General features: G+C 60.5%; 11 protein-coding genes and 2 pseudogenes. 7 read left to right on the top strand and 6 right to left on the bottom strand.

Annotated elements, in window-relative coordinates:
• Positions 1-28: 28 nt before the first annotated feature.
• Complete coding sequence (locus DOD19_RS01640; RefSeq protein WP_012435731.1) at positions 29-1,546, bottom strand: efflux transporter outer membrane subunit; 1,518 nt, start codon at positions 1,544-1,546, stop codon at positions 29-31.
• Positions 1,547-1,683: 137 nt separating this feature from the next.
• On the opposite strand from DOD19_RS01640, the gene DOD19_RS01645 reads away from it, so the two are divergent.
• Both DOD19_RS01645 and DOD19_RS01650 read left to right on the top strand, forming a co-directional pair.
• A complete protein-coding gene (locus DOD19_RS01645) occupies positions 1,684-2,904 on the top strand; it encodes an efflux RND transporter periplasmic adaptor subunit (RefSeq protein ID WP_112183697.1) in 1,221 nt (406 codons plus the stop codon).
• A gap of 12 nt (positions 2,905-2,916) precedes the next feature.
• Positions 2,917-6,081, top strand: coding sequence for a CusA/CzcA family heavy metal efflux RND transporter (locus DOD19_RS01650; protein WP_012435733.1), 3,165 nt, complete (start codon positions 2,917-2,919; stop codon positions 6,079-6,081).
• Between the two features lie 29 nt (positions 6,082-6,110).
• On the opposite strand, the gene DOD19_RS01655 is transcribed toward DOD19_RS01650, so the two are convergent.
• The gene (locus tag DOD19_RS01655; protein ID WP_012435734.1) at positions 6,111-6,716 is read right to left on the bottom strand and encodes a response regulator transcription factor; all 606 of its coding nucleotides are present in this window, start codon (positions 6,714-6,716) and stop codon (positions 6,111-6,113) included.
• A 77-nt stretch (positions 6,717-6,793) separates the two neighbouring features.
• Between DOD19_RS01655 and DOD19_RS01660 the strand changes: the two genes are divergently transcribed.
• The gene (locus DOD19_RS01660; protein ID WP_012435735.1) at positions 6,794-8,401 is read left to right on the top strand and encodes an ATP-binding protein; all 1,608 of its coding nucleotides are present in this window, start codon (positions 6,794-6,796) and stop codon (positions 8,399-8,401) included.
• On the opposite strand, the gene DOD19_RS01665 is transcribed toward DOD19_RS01660, so the two are convergent.
• The 4 genes and pseudogenes from DOD19_RS01665 to DOD19_RS01680 form a co-directional block, all read right to left on the bottom strand.
• Positions 8,398-9,321 (bottom strand): cation diffusion facilitator family transporter, encoded by a 924-nt coding sequence (locus DOD19_RS01665; RefSeq protein ID WP_012435736.1) that lies wholly within the window; start codon positions 9,319-9,321, stop codon positions 8,398-8,400. The two genes, DOD19_RS01660 and DOD19_RS01665, sit on opposite strands and share 4 nt — an antisense overlap.
• Before the next feature lie 343 nt (positions 9,322-9,664).
• Complete coding sequence (locus DOD19_RS27805) at positions 9,665-10,534, bottom strand: hypothetical protein (protein WP_239497944.1); 870 nt, start codon at positions 10,532-10,534, stop codon at positions 9,665-9,667.
• A pseudogene (gene dmeF / locus DOD19_RS01675) lies at positions 10,524-11,003 on the bottom strand (CDF family Co(II)/Ni(II) efflux transporter DmeF); the annotation flags it as partial. The gene DOD19_RS27805 and the pseudogene dmeF, both read right to left, overlap by 11 nt.
• Before the next feature lie 7 nt (positions 11,004-11,010).
• Positions 11,011-11,289, bottom strand: coding sequence for a metal/formaldehyde-sensitive transcriptional repressor (locus DOD19_RS01680; protein WP_012435739.1), 279 nt, complete (start codon positions 11,287-11,289; stop codon positions 11,011-11,013).
• Between the two features lie 354 nt (positions 11,290-11,643).
• Here DOD19_RS01680 and DOD19_RS01685 point away from each other — a divergent pair, with 354 nt between their 5' ends.
• From DOD19_RS01685 to DOD19_RS01695, 4 genes and pseudogenes are all read left to right on the top strand, one after another.
• A complete protein-coding gene (locus tag DOD19_RS01685) occupies positions 11,644-12,291 on the top strand; it encodes a heteromeric transposase endonuclease subunit TnsA (protein WP_012435740.1) in 648 nt (215 codons plus the stop codon).
• 2 nt (positions 12,292-12,293) lie between these two features.
• Positions 12,294-12,668, top strand: a complete 375-nt coding sequence (locus DOD19_RS27810) for a hypothetical protein (RefSeq protein WP_239497945.1) — start codon at positions 12,294-12,296, stop codon at positions 12,666-12,668.
• A gap of 13 nt (positions 12,669-12,681) precedes the next feature.
• On the top strand, positions 12,682-13,905 hold the full coding sequence (locus tag DOD19_RS01690; protein WP_239497946.1) for a transposase family protein: 1,224 nt from the start codon (positions 12,682-12,684) through the stop codon (positions 13,903-13,905).
• Between the two features lie 58 nt (positions 13,906-13,963).
• Positions 13,964-14,309 (top strand): annotated as a pseudogene (locus DOD19_RS01695) (transposase); the annotation flags it as partial.

Consider the following 14,309-nt stretch of genomic DNA (forward strand, 5'->3'; position numbering starts at 1 on the left):
CAGCGAGAAGGCTGGCGCCTCATCGGTTTTAGCGCCGTGCGACGTCAGCGTTGGGCCGGTTCCACCACCCGCCACCTAGGGCTTGAAACAGCGCTGCCGTATCGGCGAATCGGTTTGCACGCGCCCCAATCGTGGCTTGCACAGCAGTCTGGTAGGCCTGTTCTGCATTCAGCACAGCGAGGATGTTGACCTGGCCGATCGCGCGCTGCCTATCCGTGATGTTTAGAGTTCGGTGTGCTGCCTGTTCGGATCTGAGCGCGGCTTTCAGCACGTCGGCATCGGCATCTAGCGCGTGCAGGGTATCGGCGACGTTCTGGAATGCAGTGATGACGGTGCCACGGTACTGCGCCTCCGCTTGATCGACCCCCGCATCGGCTGCCCGTTTTTTCGCCAGCATCGCACCACCATCGAAGAAGGTCTGCGCCACATTGCCGACCAGGCTCCAGAAGACGTTGCCGTCCCGGAACATCTGGCTGAAGATTTCTGCGGTGCCGCCCTTGGTGCCGGTGATCGTCAGTTGGGGCAGCATATTGGCGATCGCCACGCCCACCTGCGCTGTTGCGGCGTGCAGCTGTTCTTCGGCTGCGCGCACGTCAGGGCGCTGCCGGACGAGATCCGATGGCAGCGACACGGGCAAGTCCTGCGGCAGCGTGAAGTCTGCAAAGGTGAACGTCTCGGCGATGCCTTCGCTAGGCAGCTTGCCGGCCAGTGCAGCCAACAGATCGCGCTGAACCGCCAGTTGCTTTTGCAGGTTGGGTAGCGCCTGCTCGGCCTGCGCAAGCGCCGTTTCGGCAGCTGCAATATCCAGCCCCGTTACCGCGCCCAGCGCGAACTGCTTGTGCAGGTTGTCGAGCAACTGCGTATTGATGCCGACAATGCGTTGTTGCGCTTCAATCTGCGCGCGCAGCGAGGCTTCCTGCACTGCCGCCACCACGATGTTGGACGCAAGGGTGAGGTGAGCCGCCTCCATCTGGAAGTACTGTGCCTCTTCGGTGGCCTTCAGTGATTCCACCTGCCGGCGGTTCAGGCCGAAGACGTCTGGGGCATAGCTCACCGTGAGCTGCGCGGTGTGCAGGGTGTAGATCGGTGCGCCAGAGGTGAGCGTGGGCGAAATCGTGCCGACGGCGTTTTGCTGTCGGCTCGGTTGATACGAGCCTTGCAGCATTGGGAAGAACGCTCCTTGTTGCGCGCGCGTTTGCTGCTGCGCCACGCGCAGTGCAGCCTGGGCGGCGGCCAGCGTGGGGCTGGCGGAAATCGCATCGGCAATCGTCTTGTTCAGCTTTTCTGACTGGAACGCCTTCCACCATTGATCGGAAACTGGCATCCCCGAGACAAAGCGCTGTGCTTCGCCGCCCTGCGTGGCTGCAGCCGATGTCTGCTGCGGCAGCGGCTTGGGCGTATAGCCAGTCACTTTCGGAGCATCCGGAGTCTTGAAATCCGGTCCGACCGCGCAGGCGGCGGTCAACAGGCATGCCGCCGCCACGATGGTCAGGCGCAGAAGAACAGTGGCGGACGATGGCATGCCGTGGGCAGTGTTGGCGGGCATGGAAGCACCCAGTTTGGTCGAATGGCGCCGATTCTATGGGGGCGTCGAATCGTTGCGAACTGTGATTCATCACAGTAGACCGCTCCACGTGCGGGCAGCATCATGCGGGCAAAATTTCTATCAACTGGGGTACTGCTGTGCAGGTTGATTACAAGTCCGCAGCCATTGGGGGCGTTGTCGCCGGGTTGGTCGTTGGCGGCCTGATGTGGGGAATCTGGGGGCAAAAGCGCTCGGAAGCTGCGCCCACACCATCGTATGCAGCCGCGCCGGTCACCGTGCCAGCGCCACCCTCACGCGATGGGCAGGCCGTGACCTTGAGCCAGGGCCAATTGCAGTACATCAAGGTTGCGCCCGTAGAGTTGCGCGAATTCGCCAACCGGCGCGAGGCGGTGGGCAATATCGACTTCAACGAGGACCGCGCTGTGCAGGTCTTCACGTCGTACCAAGGCAAGATCCGCAACACCTACGCCAAGGTGGGCGACATCGTTGCCAAGGGCAAGCCGCTGTTCGATATCGACAGCCCTGATCTGGTGCAAGCGGAATCCACGCTGATTTCCACTGCTGGTACGCGCAAGTTGACGACTGATGCGCTCGCTCGTGCGCGCCAGTTGTATGAGATCCAGGGCCTGGCACAGAAGGATCTGGACCAGGCTATCTCCGACCAGCAAGCCGCCGAGGCGGCCTACAAGGCCGCGCGTGAAGCCCTGGCTGTGTTCGGCAAGACGCCCGCACAGATGGACCAGATCGTGCAGACGCGCAAGACTGATTCGCTGCTGACGGTGGTGAGCCCGATCTCGGGCCAGGTGACCGCGCGCAGCGCGCAGCCAGGCTTGCTCTTGCAGCCCGGCAACGGTACGGCGCCATTCACGGTGGCTGATGTGTCCACCATGTGGATGCAGGCGTTCGTGCCGGAAGCCGATGCACCGCTGCTGCACGTCGGCCAGCCGGTCAAGATTCACGTCATGGCGTTCCCAAGCCGGGTCTTCAACGGCAAGATCACCACCGTGGGTGCATCGGTCGACGCCAACACGCACCGCATCCTGGTGCGTTCGGAAATCGACGACCCGAAGCACGAACTGCGCCCCGGCATGTTCACTTCATTCGACATCACCACCGGCGCGCCCATCCAATCCCCAGCGTTGGCGATGGACGGCGTGGTCCGCGAAGGCGACGGCACCATGACCGCGTGGGTTACGACCGACCGCAAGCGCTTTGCGCCGCGCGTGATCAAGCTTGGCCTGGAGCAGGATGGCTTTGTGCAGGTGCTCGAAGGCCTGAACGCAGGCGAGCTGGCCGCCAACGAAGGGGCACTGTATCTGAGCACGGCTGCCTCCGGCAGCGTCAATAGCGCTAATTGAGGGGAGTTCACCGTGCTCAAAGCGATTCTGAAGCTGTCGCTGCTGCGACGGCCGCTGATCCTGTTGTTCCTGCTGGCGTTCGTGACGGCAGGGCTGTTCGCGTATTCCAAGCTCAACATCGAGGCGTACCCCAACCCCGCTCCCGTCATTCTCGAAATCACGGCGCAAACGCCCGGTCTGTCGGCCGAAGAAATGGAGCGGTACTACACCGTGCCGATGGAGATCGGCCTCGCGGCGACGCCCGGTGTGGAGAACATCCGCTCCACGTCGTTCTATGGGTTGTCGTTCGTGCGCGTGACCTTTAAGTACGGGATCGACTACTACTTTGCTTACACGCAGGCGGCACTTGCCCTCCAGCAGAACGTCAGCCTGCCCAACAATGTGCAGCCGCAAATTCAGGCGTCCAGCCTGGTCGGGGAAGTGGTGCGCTATCAGTTGAAGGGCCCGCCCCACTTTGGCCTGACCAACCTGCGCACCTTGCAGGATTGGGTGTTGCAGCGCCGCCTGAAGACCGTACCGGGCGTGGCGCAGGTCGTCAGTTGGGGAGGCACGACCAAGGAGTACGACGTCGAGGTCGACCCGAAGAAGCTGGAAGCCTATGGCGTCACCCTGCCGCAGATGATGACGGCGCTCGGTAACGCCAATATCAACGTCGGCGGGCGCACGATCAACTTTGGCCAGCAGTCAGTCAACATCCGCGGCGTGGGTCTGATCCAAGACGTGAAGGACATCGACAAGATCGTCCTTACGCAGACCAATGGCGTGCCCGTGCAGGTCAAGGATGTCGCGAAGACGAAGATTGGTTTCGCGCCCCGTCTGGGCATTGCCGGCCGTGACAACGAAAGCGACGTCGTCACCGCCATCGTGGTGATGAACCGCACCATGCAGACCAACGACGTGGTGGCGCGCGTCAAGGCCGAGCTGGACAAGATCAACACCGATGGCACGCTGCCGGCAGGCGTGAAGGTCGAGCGTTACTACGACCGCTCGGAGCTCGTCTCGGTCACCACGCACACGGTCATGCATGCGCTGCTGTTTGGCTGCCTGCTGGTGTTCTTCATCCAATGGATCTTCCTGGGCGATTTGCGCAGCGCCATCATCGTTAGCGCCAACATTCCGTTTGCGCTGTTCTTCAGCATCCTGATCCTCTTGCTGACCGGCGAATCCGCCAACCTGCTATCGGTGGGCGCGGTGGACTTCGGGATCATCGTGGATTCGTCGGTCATCCTGGTCGAAAACATCTTCCGCAACTTCCAGATGCCGGCGGCGGAGCAGACGCGCCTGCTGATGAGCCGTGACGCGAAGATGCTGGGCTTCCGCGTGCCGGAGCGCTTGCGCATGATTTTCGTCAGTGCGCTGCAGGTCGATCGCGCGGTGTTCTTCTCCGCACTGATCACTGTGGCCGCATTTGTTCCACTGTTCACCATGCAGGGGGTGGAAGGCCAGATCTTCGGCCCGATGGCGCGTACCTATGGCTACGCGTTGGCGGGCGCGCTTATCGCCACCTTCACGGTCACGCCGGCGCTGTGCTCGTACCTGCTGCCCAAGAAGATCGAAGAGAAGGAAACCTGGCTCGTTCGCGCGTTGCACAAGGTCTACCAGCCTGCGCTGACGTGGTCCTTGTCCAACCGGCGCATTGCCGTGACGATCGGCGCGGTCGTGCTGGCGGTAACGGCGGCGCTCATGCCGCTGCTGGGTACGGAGTTCCTGCCGGCGCTTGAAGAAGGCAACCTGTGGATTCGGCTGACGATGCCGCAAACGGCGTCGCTGGAATCGGGCGTGGTACCGGTCGCGCGCATGCGCCAGATTTTGCTCAAGCACCCCGAGGTGCGCACGGTGGTGTCGGCCCACGGTCGCCCCGACGACGGCAGTGATGCCGCGGGCTTCTACAACGCTGAATTCTTCGTGCCCCTCAAGCCGTTCGACCAATGGTCGGCGGGGATGACCAAGGAGAAGCTGATCGCGCAGATCCAGAAAGAATTCACCAGTGAGTTCACCGGGGTCGGCCTGAACTTCTCGCAGTACATCCAGGACAACGTGGAAGAAGGGTTGTCGGGCGTGAAGGGGGCCAACTCGGTCAAGATCATCGGCCCGGACCTGCAGGTGCTGGAGCGGCTTGCCGATCAGGTACAGGGCGAGATGAGCGAGGTCAAAGGCATCACAGACCTGGGCATCTTCCGCGTGCTCGGTCAACCGAACCTGAACGTGCGCATCAACCGTGAGGCGGCCGCGCGCTATGGGCTCAACACTGGGGATGTGAACACCGTGGTGCAAGCGGCCCTGTCGGGCTCTCAGGCGACCACCATCCTGGAAGGCGATCGGCAGTTTGCACTGACGGTGCGGCTGGCCCCGGAGTACCGTGCCACAATCGATGCGGTGCGCAACATCCGCGTCGCCTACTCGAACGCGAATGGCGGCAACGCCTACATTCCGCTCTCGGCGCTGGCTGACATCACGCTGGATACGGGGGCGTCGTACATCTATCACGAGAAGAACGCCCGCTATATTCCGGTCAAGTTCAGTGTACGCGGGCGCGACCTGGGCGGCACGGTGGAAGAAGCGCAGCAGCGCATCGCCCAGCACGTCAAGTTGCCGCAAGGCTACCGCATCGAGTGGGCGGGTGAGTTTGAAGAACTCGAACAGGCCAAGCAGCGGCTCGCGGTCATGGTGCCGATCAGCATTCTGTTGATTCTGGTCCTGCTCTATGGACTGTTCAATTCGCTGCGCGATAGCCTGATGGCGCTGGCCGGTATTCCGTTTGCGATCACCGGTGGGGTAGCGGCACTGTTCCTGACGGGGCTGGACTTCAGCGTCTCGGCGGCCATTGGGTTCGTCTCGTTGTTTGGTGTATCGGTCATGGACGGCATCCTGATGATCACCTACTACAACGACTTGCGCCGGGAGCGCGGCCTCCAGCCAACTGAAGCGATGTTCCATGCGGCGCAACAGCGCATGCGGCCAATGCTGATGACGGCCCTGTCGGCGTGTATCGGCCTGTTCCCGGCGGCGATTTCCACGGGCATCGGCAGCCAGGTGCAGCGGCCCCTAGCCACCGTGGTTGTGGGCGGCATGTTGGTGGGCCCGTTGATGCTGCTGGTGATCGTGCCTGCGTTGCGGATGGTATTCCTCGGCAAGGAGCCGCCTGAAGACTCGCCCCTTGAGGAAGCGCCGGTCTGAGCGATGGCCGCCGCTTCGTGCGGCGGCCCCTATGGTTTGATAATGCCCGAGCTGGAAGCCCTGACCACGGCTTCGATGCGCGTGGCGACGCCCAGCTTTTCGCGCGCATTGTCCATATGGAAATCGACCGTGCGCTTGGAGAGCCCAAGAATCGTGGCGATCTCACCCGATGTCTTGCCGCGCGCAGACCATGCTAGCACCTCGACCTCACGCTCGCTCAGTTGTACGGGCGGATGTGCGGTATGCGTGCGCGGCCGTCTGGCGAGCCGGGTCTGCACAATGCTCATCAGGATTTCGAAGTCGACCGGTTTGGTCACATAGTCATCAGCACCCAGGCGACGCCCACGCAGTTCAGAGTCGCGTTGCGCCATCGCCGTCAAAAAGACGAACGGAATTTCAGCATAACGTGGCGCGAGCGTGCGCAATTGCTCCAGCAACTCGAACCCGGTCATGCCCGGCATGCCTACGTCGCACAGCACCAGATCGGGGGCTTCGCGCAGGAGCATCGCCAGCCCGGACTCACCATCGTTCGCCGTGATCACGGTGTAGCCGTGTTCGGCCAGTTCTTCGGTGATCAACTCGGCGGTTTCAACGTCGTCTTCAATGCAGAGGATCTTGGGGTTGGCTGGCTTCATGGGGATTTCAGCTGGTGGTATGGTGACTGATGCTCCGCTCATGACGTCGTCAAGAAAAACTGCGCAGGACATTACCTATGCAATCGCCAAAAACGGTCACAGCCGCGCCAGACGGGCGGCGCTTTGGAATCGCATCGCCGTTGATCCTGCGTCCCATCCGGGTCCGGCTGACGCTGGTGTTCGTGATCTTTTTACTGCTGGTGGTCGGCGTCGGCGCTTTCAGTATCGACCAACTGGCGAGCTTCCACAGCGTATCTGCGCAGATCAGCGGGCGCTGGCTACAGAACAGCCGGATTCTGGGCGACCTCAACAACTACATCTCGGATTATCGCGCGGCCGAAGGCGATTTTCTGATCGCCTCATCACGCGCTGACCTGCGAGCCGCCGACGAACAGGTCGCCATGCTCGACAAAGCGATTGCCACGTCCCAGGCCCGCTACGACAAGATCGAACACGACAGCGCCGAGCACGAGCTTTACAGCCAGTTTGTCACCCAATGGAACACGTATCGCGAGCTTGCGCGACGGCTGATGATTTCTGCCAAGGCAGGCGACGTAGCGGGTGCTGCGCGGCTCTATCACGCGGATTCCAAACACGCATTCGACTTGGCCAACGACACCTTGGGCGTGATGACCGAACGCAGTGTCGCTGGCGCCACGGCAGAAACCGAGCGAGAGGCGCAGGCCTACCACGATGCGCGGCAACTCATCGTTGGGGCGATCGTTGTGGCGGCATGTCTGGTCGTGCTGGCCGTGATCTACCTTGTCTTTGCCGTGTCGCGCCCGATTGCCGTGCTAGTGGATCGCATGCACCGCGTTGCCAACAACGATACCCAGATCGACATCCCAGGCTTGGACCGCCACGACGAGATTGGCGACATCGCGCAAGCCGTGGCGCGTTTTCGAGAAAACACAATCGAACTGGGGCGCAGCAAAGATGTACTGACCGCCCAGGCGGCCGTATTGCAGGAGACGCTTGACAAAGAGCGCCGCATGGCCGAACTCCAACGCAATTTCATCTCAATGGCGTCGCATGAATTCCGTACGCCACTGGGCGTGATTGACGGCCAGGCCCAGCGGTTGATACGCACGCGTGATGCGTTGCAGCCCGAGGCGCTCGAAGAACGCTGCGGGAAAATCCGGGCGGCCGTGCAGCGCATGACGCACCTGATGGATCACTTGCTCGACTCTTCGCAGTGGCTGGATTCCACGACGCCAGCAGCGATGCGGCGCACCGATTTCCCGCTTGCAGCGCTTCTGCACGAGGTTTGCGAAATGCACTTGGAAGGCACGCCGAGCGCTCGGATCGAGGTGTGCATAGAGACGGATGAGCCGAACACATTCTTCGGCGATGCCCGGCTCTTATTCCAGGCCTTCAGCAATCTTGTCGGCAACGCCGTTAAGTATTCGCCGCCAGGCGCACCGGTCAGTGTGCGTATGCGCAGCGATGCCGACGGTGTGTCGGTAACTGTGGAAGACCGGGGCCTGGGCATACCAGAGCGCGATATCGAGCGCTTGTTCGAGCGCTACGTGCGCGGCGGCAACGTTGCAGGGACGGTTGGAGCAGGTGTCGGGCTTTACTTGGTGAAGCTGGTCGTGGAACTGCACCGAGGAACGATCACTGTGACCAGCGAAGAAGGCAAAGGCTCAAGATTCAACGTGTTCTTACCGCGACTGAACGGCTAGCTTGTACCGGCTGTGAGCCTGTCTACGGGATCGACGTGGGTCATGACATTGAGAACATCATGTCTTTCCATGACGCGTCGCCTTGCTTCCAGCGCGATGTCGTGACCGACCTTCACGGTTGCGGTGCTTTCGATCTCCAAGTGCGCGTCCACCAGGATCATGTCGCCCATCTTGCGTGTCCGAACGTCATGAACGCCAAGCACGCCTGGCGTGCCGAGCATTACTTGCCGAATTTCGGTCGCTGTCTCTTCATCGACGGCTCTGTCCATGAGATCGTGCAGAGCATTCGAGCCAAACTGCCACCCCATTCTGGATACCATCAGCCCCACAATGAGTGCGGCTACCGGGTCGAGCAGGTGAAATCCAAGCAAATTGCCGATGATGCCGAGTGCGACCACCAACGAGGAGGCTGCGTCGGAGCGAGCATGCCAGGCGTTCGCTATCAGCATGCTGGAGCGCACGCGCTCGGCGACGGCCAGCATGTACCGGAACAACAGCTCTTTGCTCACCAGTGCGCCAAGTGCGACCCACAAGCCAATCAACTTCACATGTGAAATTGATTCCGGATGCTCCAGCTTTGTCACCGCACTCCAAAGCATCCCGATGCCTACGCCAAGTAGCAGCAAGCCCAAAACCAGGGATGCCGCTGTCTCGAACCGAAGGTGACCATAGTGATGTTCTGCGTCCGGTTCCTTCTGGCTATGGTGTCCGGCAAAGAGGACGACGAAATCCGAAACCAGGTCGGAAAGCGAGTGAATTGCGTCGGCTATCAACGCTTGTGAATGGGCAAGAACGCCAGCAACCAGTTGCGCGGCCGTTAGGGCCAAATTGACACCCACGCTCACGAGAGTGCTGCGTTTCGCCGCGCGCTTGATGGCCGGTGTCTCGCTGTCGAAATCGATCTCGGTTGGCTGTTGCATGGTCTGGTTTGTCTGATGGTCGAGGACCGGTCACCTTGAGGGCGAGCGCCTGGATTTGTCCGCGATCATAGGTTGAGAATTGACCGTTTGGGGAATAACCGGCAGCCGCAGAAAAGAATCCGCATGAGAGGCGTTCGCATTCGCTGGTGCACTGGTGGGCACAAGTGCAATACCGGGATCCCTGATCTAGGAAAGCGGCGTTTTCAGCCACAAGCCGGATCAGATTGCCTCGGGGTCAGAAAGCCATTTGCATCGAACCGAGTGCTTCATGCCAGATGCAATTGGCAAGGGGCGAATCTAAGTCCCTATCGACCATTTTGAACATGCACGCTAAGACAATTCGTTAGTGAGTCAGCATCGGCCTTCCGAACAGCGCCGGCAGGAAATCGTCCAGAAAGAACAACACCTGAACGTTCGCGCCGACACCGCGCGTTGATCCGTGGGTCAAGGGGAGGACCAGTTCCGCTGCCACCTGCCACGTATCCTTGACATAAGCGAAGCCTGGGTTGACGGTGCCACGCGTACGCTGGCCCCGTGGTGAGTCGAATGCGAATTCGACCAACGGGACCCATTGATGGAGCGGCTCCTCTTTGGGGAGCACGCCTGGTACAAACCGATCCGTCAAATAGAGCGTGCTGTACTCCAATGCGAACCCCCAATGCACCGTGGTGACGTTGGCTGTCCTCACAGGGTTGAACTGTCGCGTCATCGGGTCGTAGCTCAAGTTGTCCGATGTTTTGCTGGTCGGCACGGCCACGCTGACGCCAGCGGTGATGCCCAACGGCCGAAGCCAAGACCACGCCTCAGGCAAGGCACCCAACCCCTGACCTACATACAGGCTGGGGGCAATGGTCGCTGACGTGCTGGCGCCGAGTCGTCTGGCGCCGGTCTGGGGCAGCCCATAGATCAGCGAGGCGGCAACAAGCGTCTCGTTCAGATCGTCTTCGTAGAGCCGGGATTTGAGAATCAGGTCGGAACCGGTTGCGCCTGGCTGGCGTGCACTGTCCCAGTCGCGCCGGATGAAGCCGCTGTCAAAGCCGATCGAGACCTCAGGTGTCAGCAACCGCGCGAATGAGACTGTCGCGCCGCGATCCGTGACGTTGCGGCTGTTGTCAGGGTGCTGCACAGCGCCGGCGGTGATGGAAAATTCGTCAGCAACAGCGGGGTCGTCGAAATTCAGCGTTCCCGGAAAGAAGCGGTTGGCTGTGGCCATCGTGGTCGCCACCGCTCAGCAGCCAGGCACTGGCGATGTTCACCAGCAGGCCGACCACCGCAATCGGGATCGCCTCACTAAAGTGGATCGGCACCGGCGAGAGGAATCGCACCACAGCCTCGTAGCCGATCAGCAGCGCGATCATCGCCAGGATGATGGCGCTGGTGAAGCCGGCCAGGTCGCCGAGCTTGCCTGTACCGAACACGAAGCGTGAGTCGTTCGCGTGGCGCCGCGCATATGTGTAGGCCAGCGCCGCGATCAGCATGGCGCCTGCGTGCGTCGACATATGCAGCCCATCGGCCACCAGGGCCAGCGAGCCAAACATGCTGCCGCCGATGATCTCAGCGGCCATCATCAGCGTGCACAGCACGATCACGGCCCATGTCTTGCGCTCGTTTTTCTCGTGCCCTGCGCCCAGGAACACGTGGTCATGACCGATACCGAACGGCGTGTCGTAGAAATTGCTCATGGCTGGCTCATTTGAAATAGCTGTGCACGACCTCGATCAGCTGCTCCTTGGCGCTGCCTTCGGCGTGTTCATGTTCGTCATCCACCTCGGTCAGGTGGGTGCGTATGTGATCTTCCAGCACGACGGCCAGCAGGCCATTCATGGCGCCGCGGCAACTCGTGATCTGCTGGAGCACGGGGGCGCACCCTTGCTCCTCCTCCAGTGCGCGCTCAATGGCATCCAGCTGGCCCCGAATCCGGCGAACGCGGTTGAGTAGCTTCTGCTTCTCACGGATGGTGTGGCTCATCGATCACCTCATTAAATATACTATAGGGGGGTATACTACATTGAGTTCGGCTGCCAAGGGAGCAACATTTGCACCGAACCAAAGGACGTAGCCCTCTGCATATATGACGGCGAAAACGTCCGACTGCGTGACGCGAGCGGGATTTCTTGCCGCCGGCCCGCAACGCCATCGGTAACGCGGTGCGTTACACCCCCGATCGATAGTCAGGAGGGCCCCGTGTGTGCACTACATAAGTTGCTCTCAGCGACCTAGACTGAAACGCGCTCAGTGCATTGAGCCCCCTCGCGATGGAGGGTCGACAAGTCAGGGTGGGGAAAGCAAGAATCCACGGATGTGTGCTTTGTGGAGCGCTTTATGCCGGTGCGCCGGATCCCTAAGAACTACCTCTTTGTCACTGGACGTCATCCCTCCCCGCTGGCGGATGAGGTCATTGAATTCGAGTCGATTCTGGAGAAGGAGTACATGCTCCTGCTGGACTCGGATCCCCAAGTGGAATCGTACGAATGTCAGCCGGTCAAAATTGCACTGTCTCGCGGCCGAGTTTATGTTCCAGATCTGCTGGTGACCTACCGCTGTTCTCCGTCGGGCAATCAGCGGTCTCCAGAATTGGTGGAAATCAAGAAGCGGGAATACCTTGATCGACACGCCGAGACGTATCGCGAGAAGTTTGCAGCGGCAACTGTCGTCGCCGAAGAGAGAGGCTGGGTCTTCGTTACCCGAACAGAGATCGACATCCGGACGCAGCACGTTCAAAACCTGAAGTTTCTGCATCGGTATCGCCATACGCCCGCGGACCCGGTCGCAGTGGAGCGCTTGCTTGCTGCGATGCGCCGGCTGGACAGTCCAACGACCCCCGAGACACTACTTGGTAGTTTGGCGGACACCTTAGAGATGCGCGCAGGCCTGATTCCCGTGCTTTGGCATCTTGTTGCTCACGGCGAAATCCAAGCGGACTTGCAGATTCCGTTGACGGATAGCACGCAGCTATTTCTACCGAGCTAGCCATGGCAAGCAAGTCGTTAGGAAAGACGCCGACTCTTCTGCCGATTAAGAAGGGCAGCAGCTACAGTCACGATGGGCGCGCATACACAATTCTCCGCTACGCCGCCTTGGACCAGGTTCTCGCACGCGAGGACGCGTCGGGAGCGATTGTCATTTTGAACATAGGGTCGCTCAAGCCTCCGTTCAGAGGCAGTGATGGCTCGCCCGAGCCCCAAGGCCAGATCGACCTCGAAGACGTATCGGATGACGACTGGGAAGAGGCGCAAAGCCGCCTAGACATCATTAGTCCTCTGCTCGCTCTTCGGCGGAATCGAAAGAAAGCAGACTACGTCGCTGTGGCAGCCGACGCAGACGTGAGTATCGCGCCGCGCCGCTGAGCAACGATTTAGCGTGAATAAGGGATCCATTCCGGATGCTGAGTGGCCTCTTGCCATGGTGCAGGTCGATCACACTCTGTTGCCCGTCATCATCGTGGACGACAAGCACCGCAAGTCGATCGGACGGGCCTGGATCACTTTGGCAATCGATGTTTTCAGCCGCGCATGTTTGGGCATGTACTTGTCTCTGGATCCACCTTCAGCGATGTCCGCGGGCATGTGCATCTCGCACGCCATGTTGGATAAGGGGGAATGGATGGCGCGGCTGGGGTGCGGAGATATTGAGTGGCCCTTCCGCGGCCCCATAGACGTACTCCATATGGACAACGCCAAGGAATTCAGAGGCAAGATGCTGGCCGTCGCTGCGAGGGAGTACCACATCGATATTCACCTCCGGCCGGTAAAGCAGCCTCGCTACGGTGCGCACATCGAGCGGCTCATGGGCACCGTATCGGAGGAGTTGAAAGAGCTCAAAGGGGCAACGTTCGCGAATCCCCAGCAGAAAGGAGAGTACGACGCCGAGGGCAATGCCTGCATGACTATCGATGAGCTGGAGAAATGGCTTGTCCTGATGTTCGCTCGATATCATCGAGACGTTCACGCGGGCATTGGCACGACGCCGCTGACCAAATGGACCGAAGGCATTCTCGGCACACGGGGAAAGATGGGCCGTGGAATCCCACCGATAGTCGCCGATCCCGAGAAGGTCCGCATCGACTTCATGCCATTCGAGGAGCGAGCGATCCGAGGAGATGGAGTTGTCAACGACAACATCCACTACTTCCACGATGTCTTGAGACCGTGGATTGGGGAACGCGATCCTGACAATCCGAAGCGAGGTAAGAAGTTCCGGTTCCGCTATGACCCACGCGACATGAGCGTGTTGTACTTCTTCGATACCGATCTCAAACGGTATCAGGCGATTCCCTATCGAGATTCGAGCTTGCCGCCGGCAAGCATCTGGGAGATACGTGCAGCCAACAATGCAGCGAAGGCTGCGGGCATGAAGGAATACAGCGAACGGGACTTGTTTGCGCTGATCGCGCGGCAGCGCGAACTCGAAGAAGCTGCCGCTGAAAAAAGCAAGGCGGCACGTCGTGCTGAGCAGCAGCGCAAACAGCAGGACAAAGCTCGCGCGCAAAAATCTAAAGACCTGCCACGGGCCTCGAAGATCGAGCCGTCCAGGCTTGCGCCGGCAGTCCGTGGGTACGACCCAGACGATATTCAGGCACTGTGACCTGCTCCCCGCGATTAGTACGCTGACGATGTAGAGTCCGTTCCGAAGAGGAGCGGTCATGAAAAAGCGATTCACCGAAGAACAGATTATTGGCGTGCTGAAGGAGGCCGAGGCCGGCCTGAAGCCAGCAGAGCTGTGCCGCAAGCACGGCATCTCGGAAGCGACCTACTACAACTGGAAGGCGAAGTTCGGCGGGATGACGGTCTCCGAAGCGCAGCGGCTGAAGGAGTTGGAGCAGGAGAACAACAAGCTCAAGCGCCTGCTGGCCGAATCGATGCTGGACAACGCGGCACTGAAGGACCTGCTGTCCCGAAAGTAGCAAGCCCGCAGGCCAAGCGCGAAGCGGTCCAGGTATTGATGACCGAACGCGCCATGGGGGTCACCCGGGCCTGCGGGCTGGTAGG

It is taken from the genome of Ralstonia sp. GX3-BWBA, from assembly GCF_003290055.1.
GTDB classification, from domain to species: Bacteria; Pseudomonadota; Gammaproteobacteria; order Burkholderiales; family Burkholderiaceae; genus Ralstonia; species Ralstonia holmesii.

What these genes read in the sequence shown, in the direction of transcription:
- DOD19_RS27805 (WP_239497944.1), bottom strand. Translation starts at nt 10,534, where the DNA reads ATGGCCACAGCCAACCGCTTCTTTCCGGGAACGCTGAATTTCGACGAC.
- DOD19_RS01685 (WP_012435740.1), top strand. Translation starts at nt 11,644, where the DNA reads ATGCCGGTGCGCCGGATCCCTAAGAACTACCTCTTTGTCACTGGACGT.
- DOD19_RS01680 (WP_012435739.1), bottom strand. Translation starts at nt 11,289, where the DNA reads ATGAGCCACACCATCCGTGAGAAGCAGAAGCTACTCAACCGCGTTCGC.
- DOD19_RS01640 (WP_012435731.1), bottom strand. Translation starts at nt 1,546, where the DNA reads ATGCCCGCCAACACTGCCCACGGCATGCCATCGTCCGCCACTGTTCTT.
- DOD19_RS01660 (WP_012435735.1), top strand. Translation starts at nt 6,794, where the DNA reads ATGCAATCGCCAAAAACGGTCACAGCCGCGCCAGACGGGCGGCGCTTT.
- DOD19_RS01655 (WP_012435734.1), bottom strand. Translation starts at nt 6,716, where the DNA reads ATGAAGCCAGCCAACCCCAAGATCCTCTGCATTGAAGACGACGTTGAA.
- DOD19_RS01665 (WP_012435736.1), bottom strand. Translation starts at nt 9,321, where the DNA reads ATGCAACAGCCAACCGAGATCGATTTCGACAGCGAGACACCGGCCATC.
- DOD19_RS27810 (WP_239497945.1), top strand. Translation starts at nt 12,294, where the DNA reads ATGGCAAGCAAGTCGTTAGGAAAGACGCCGACTCTTCTGCCGATTAAG.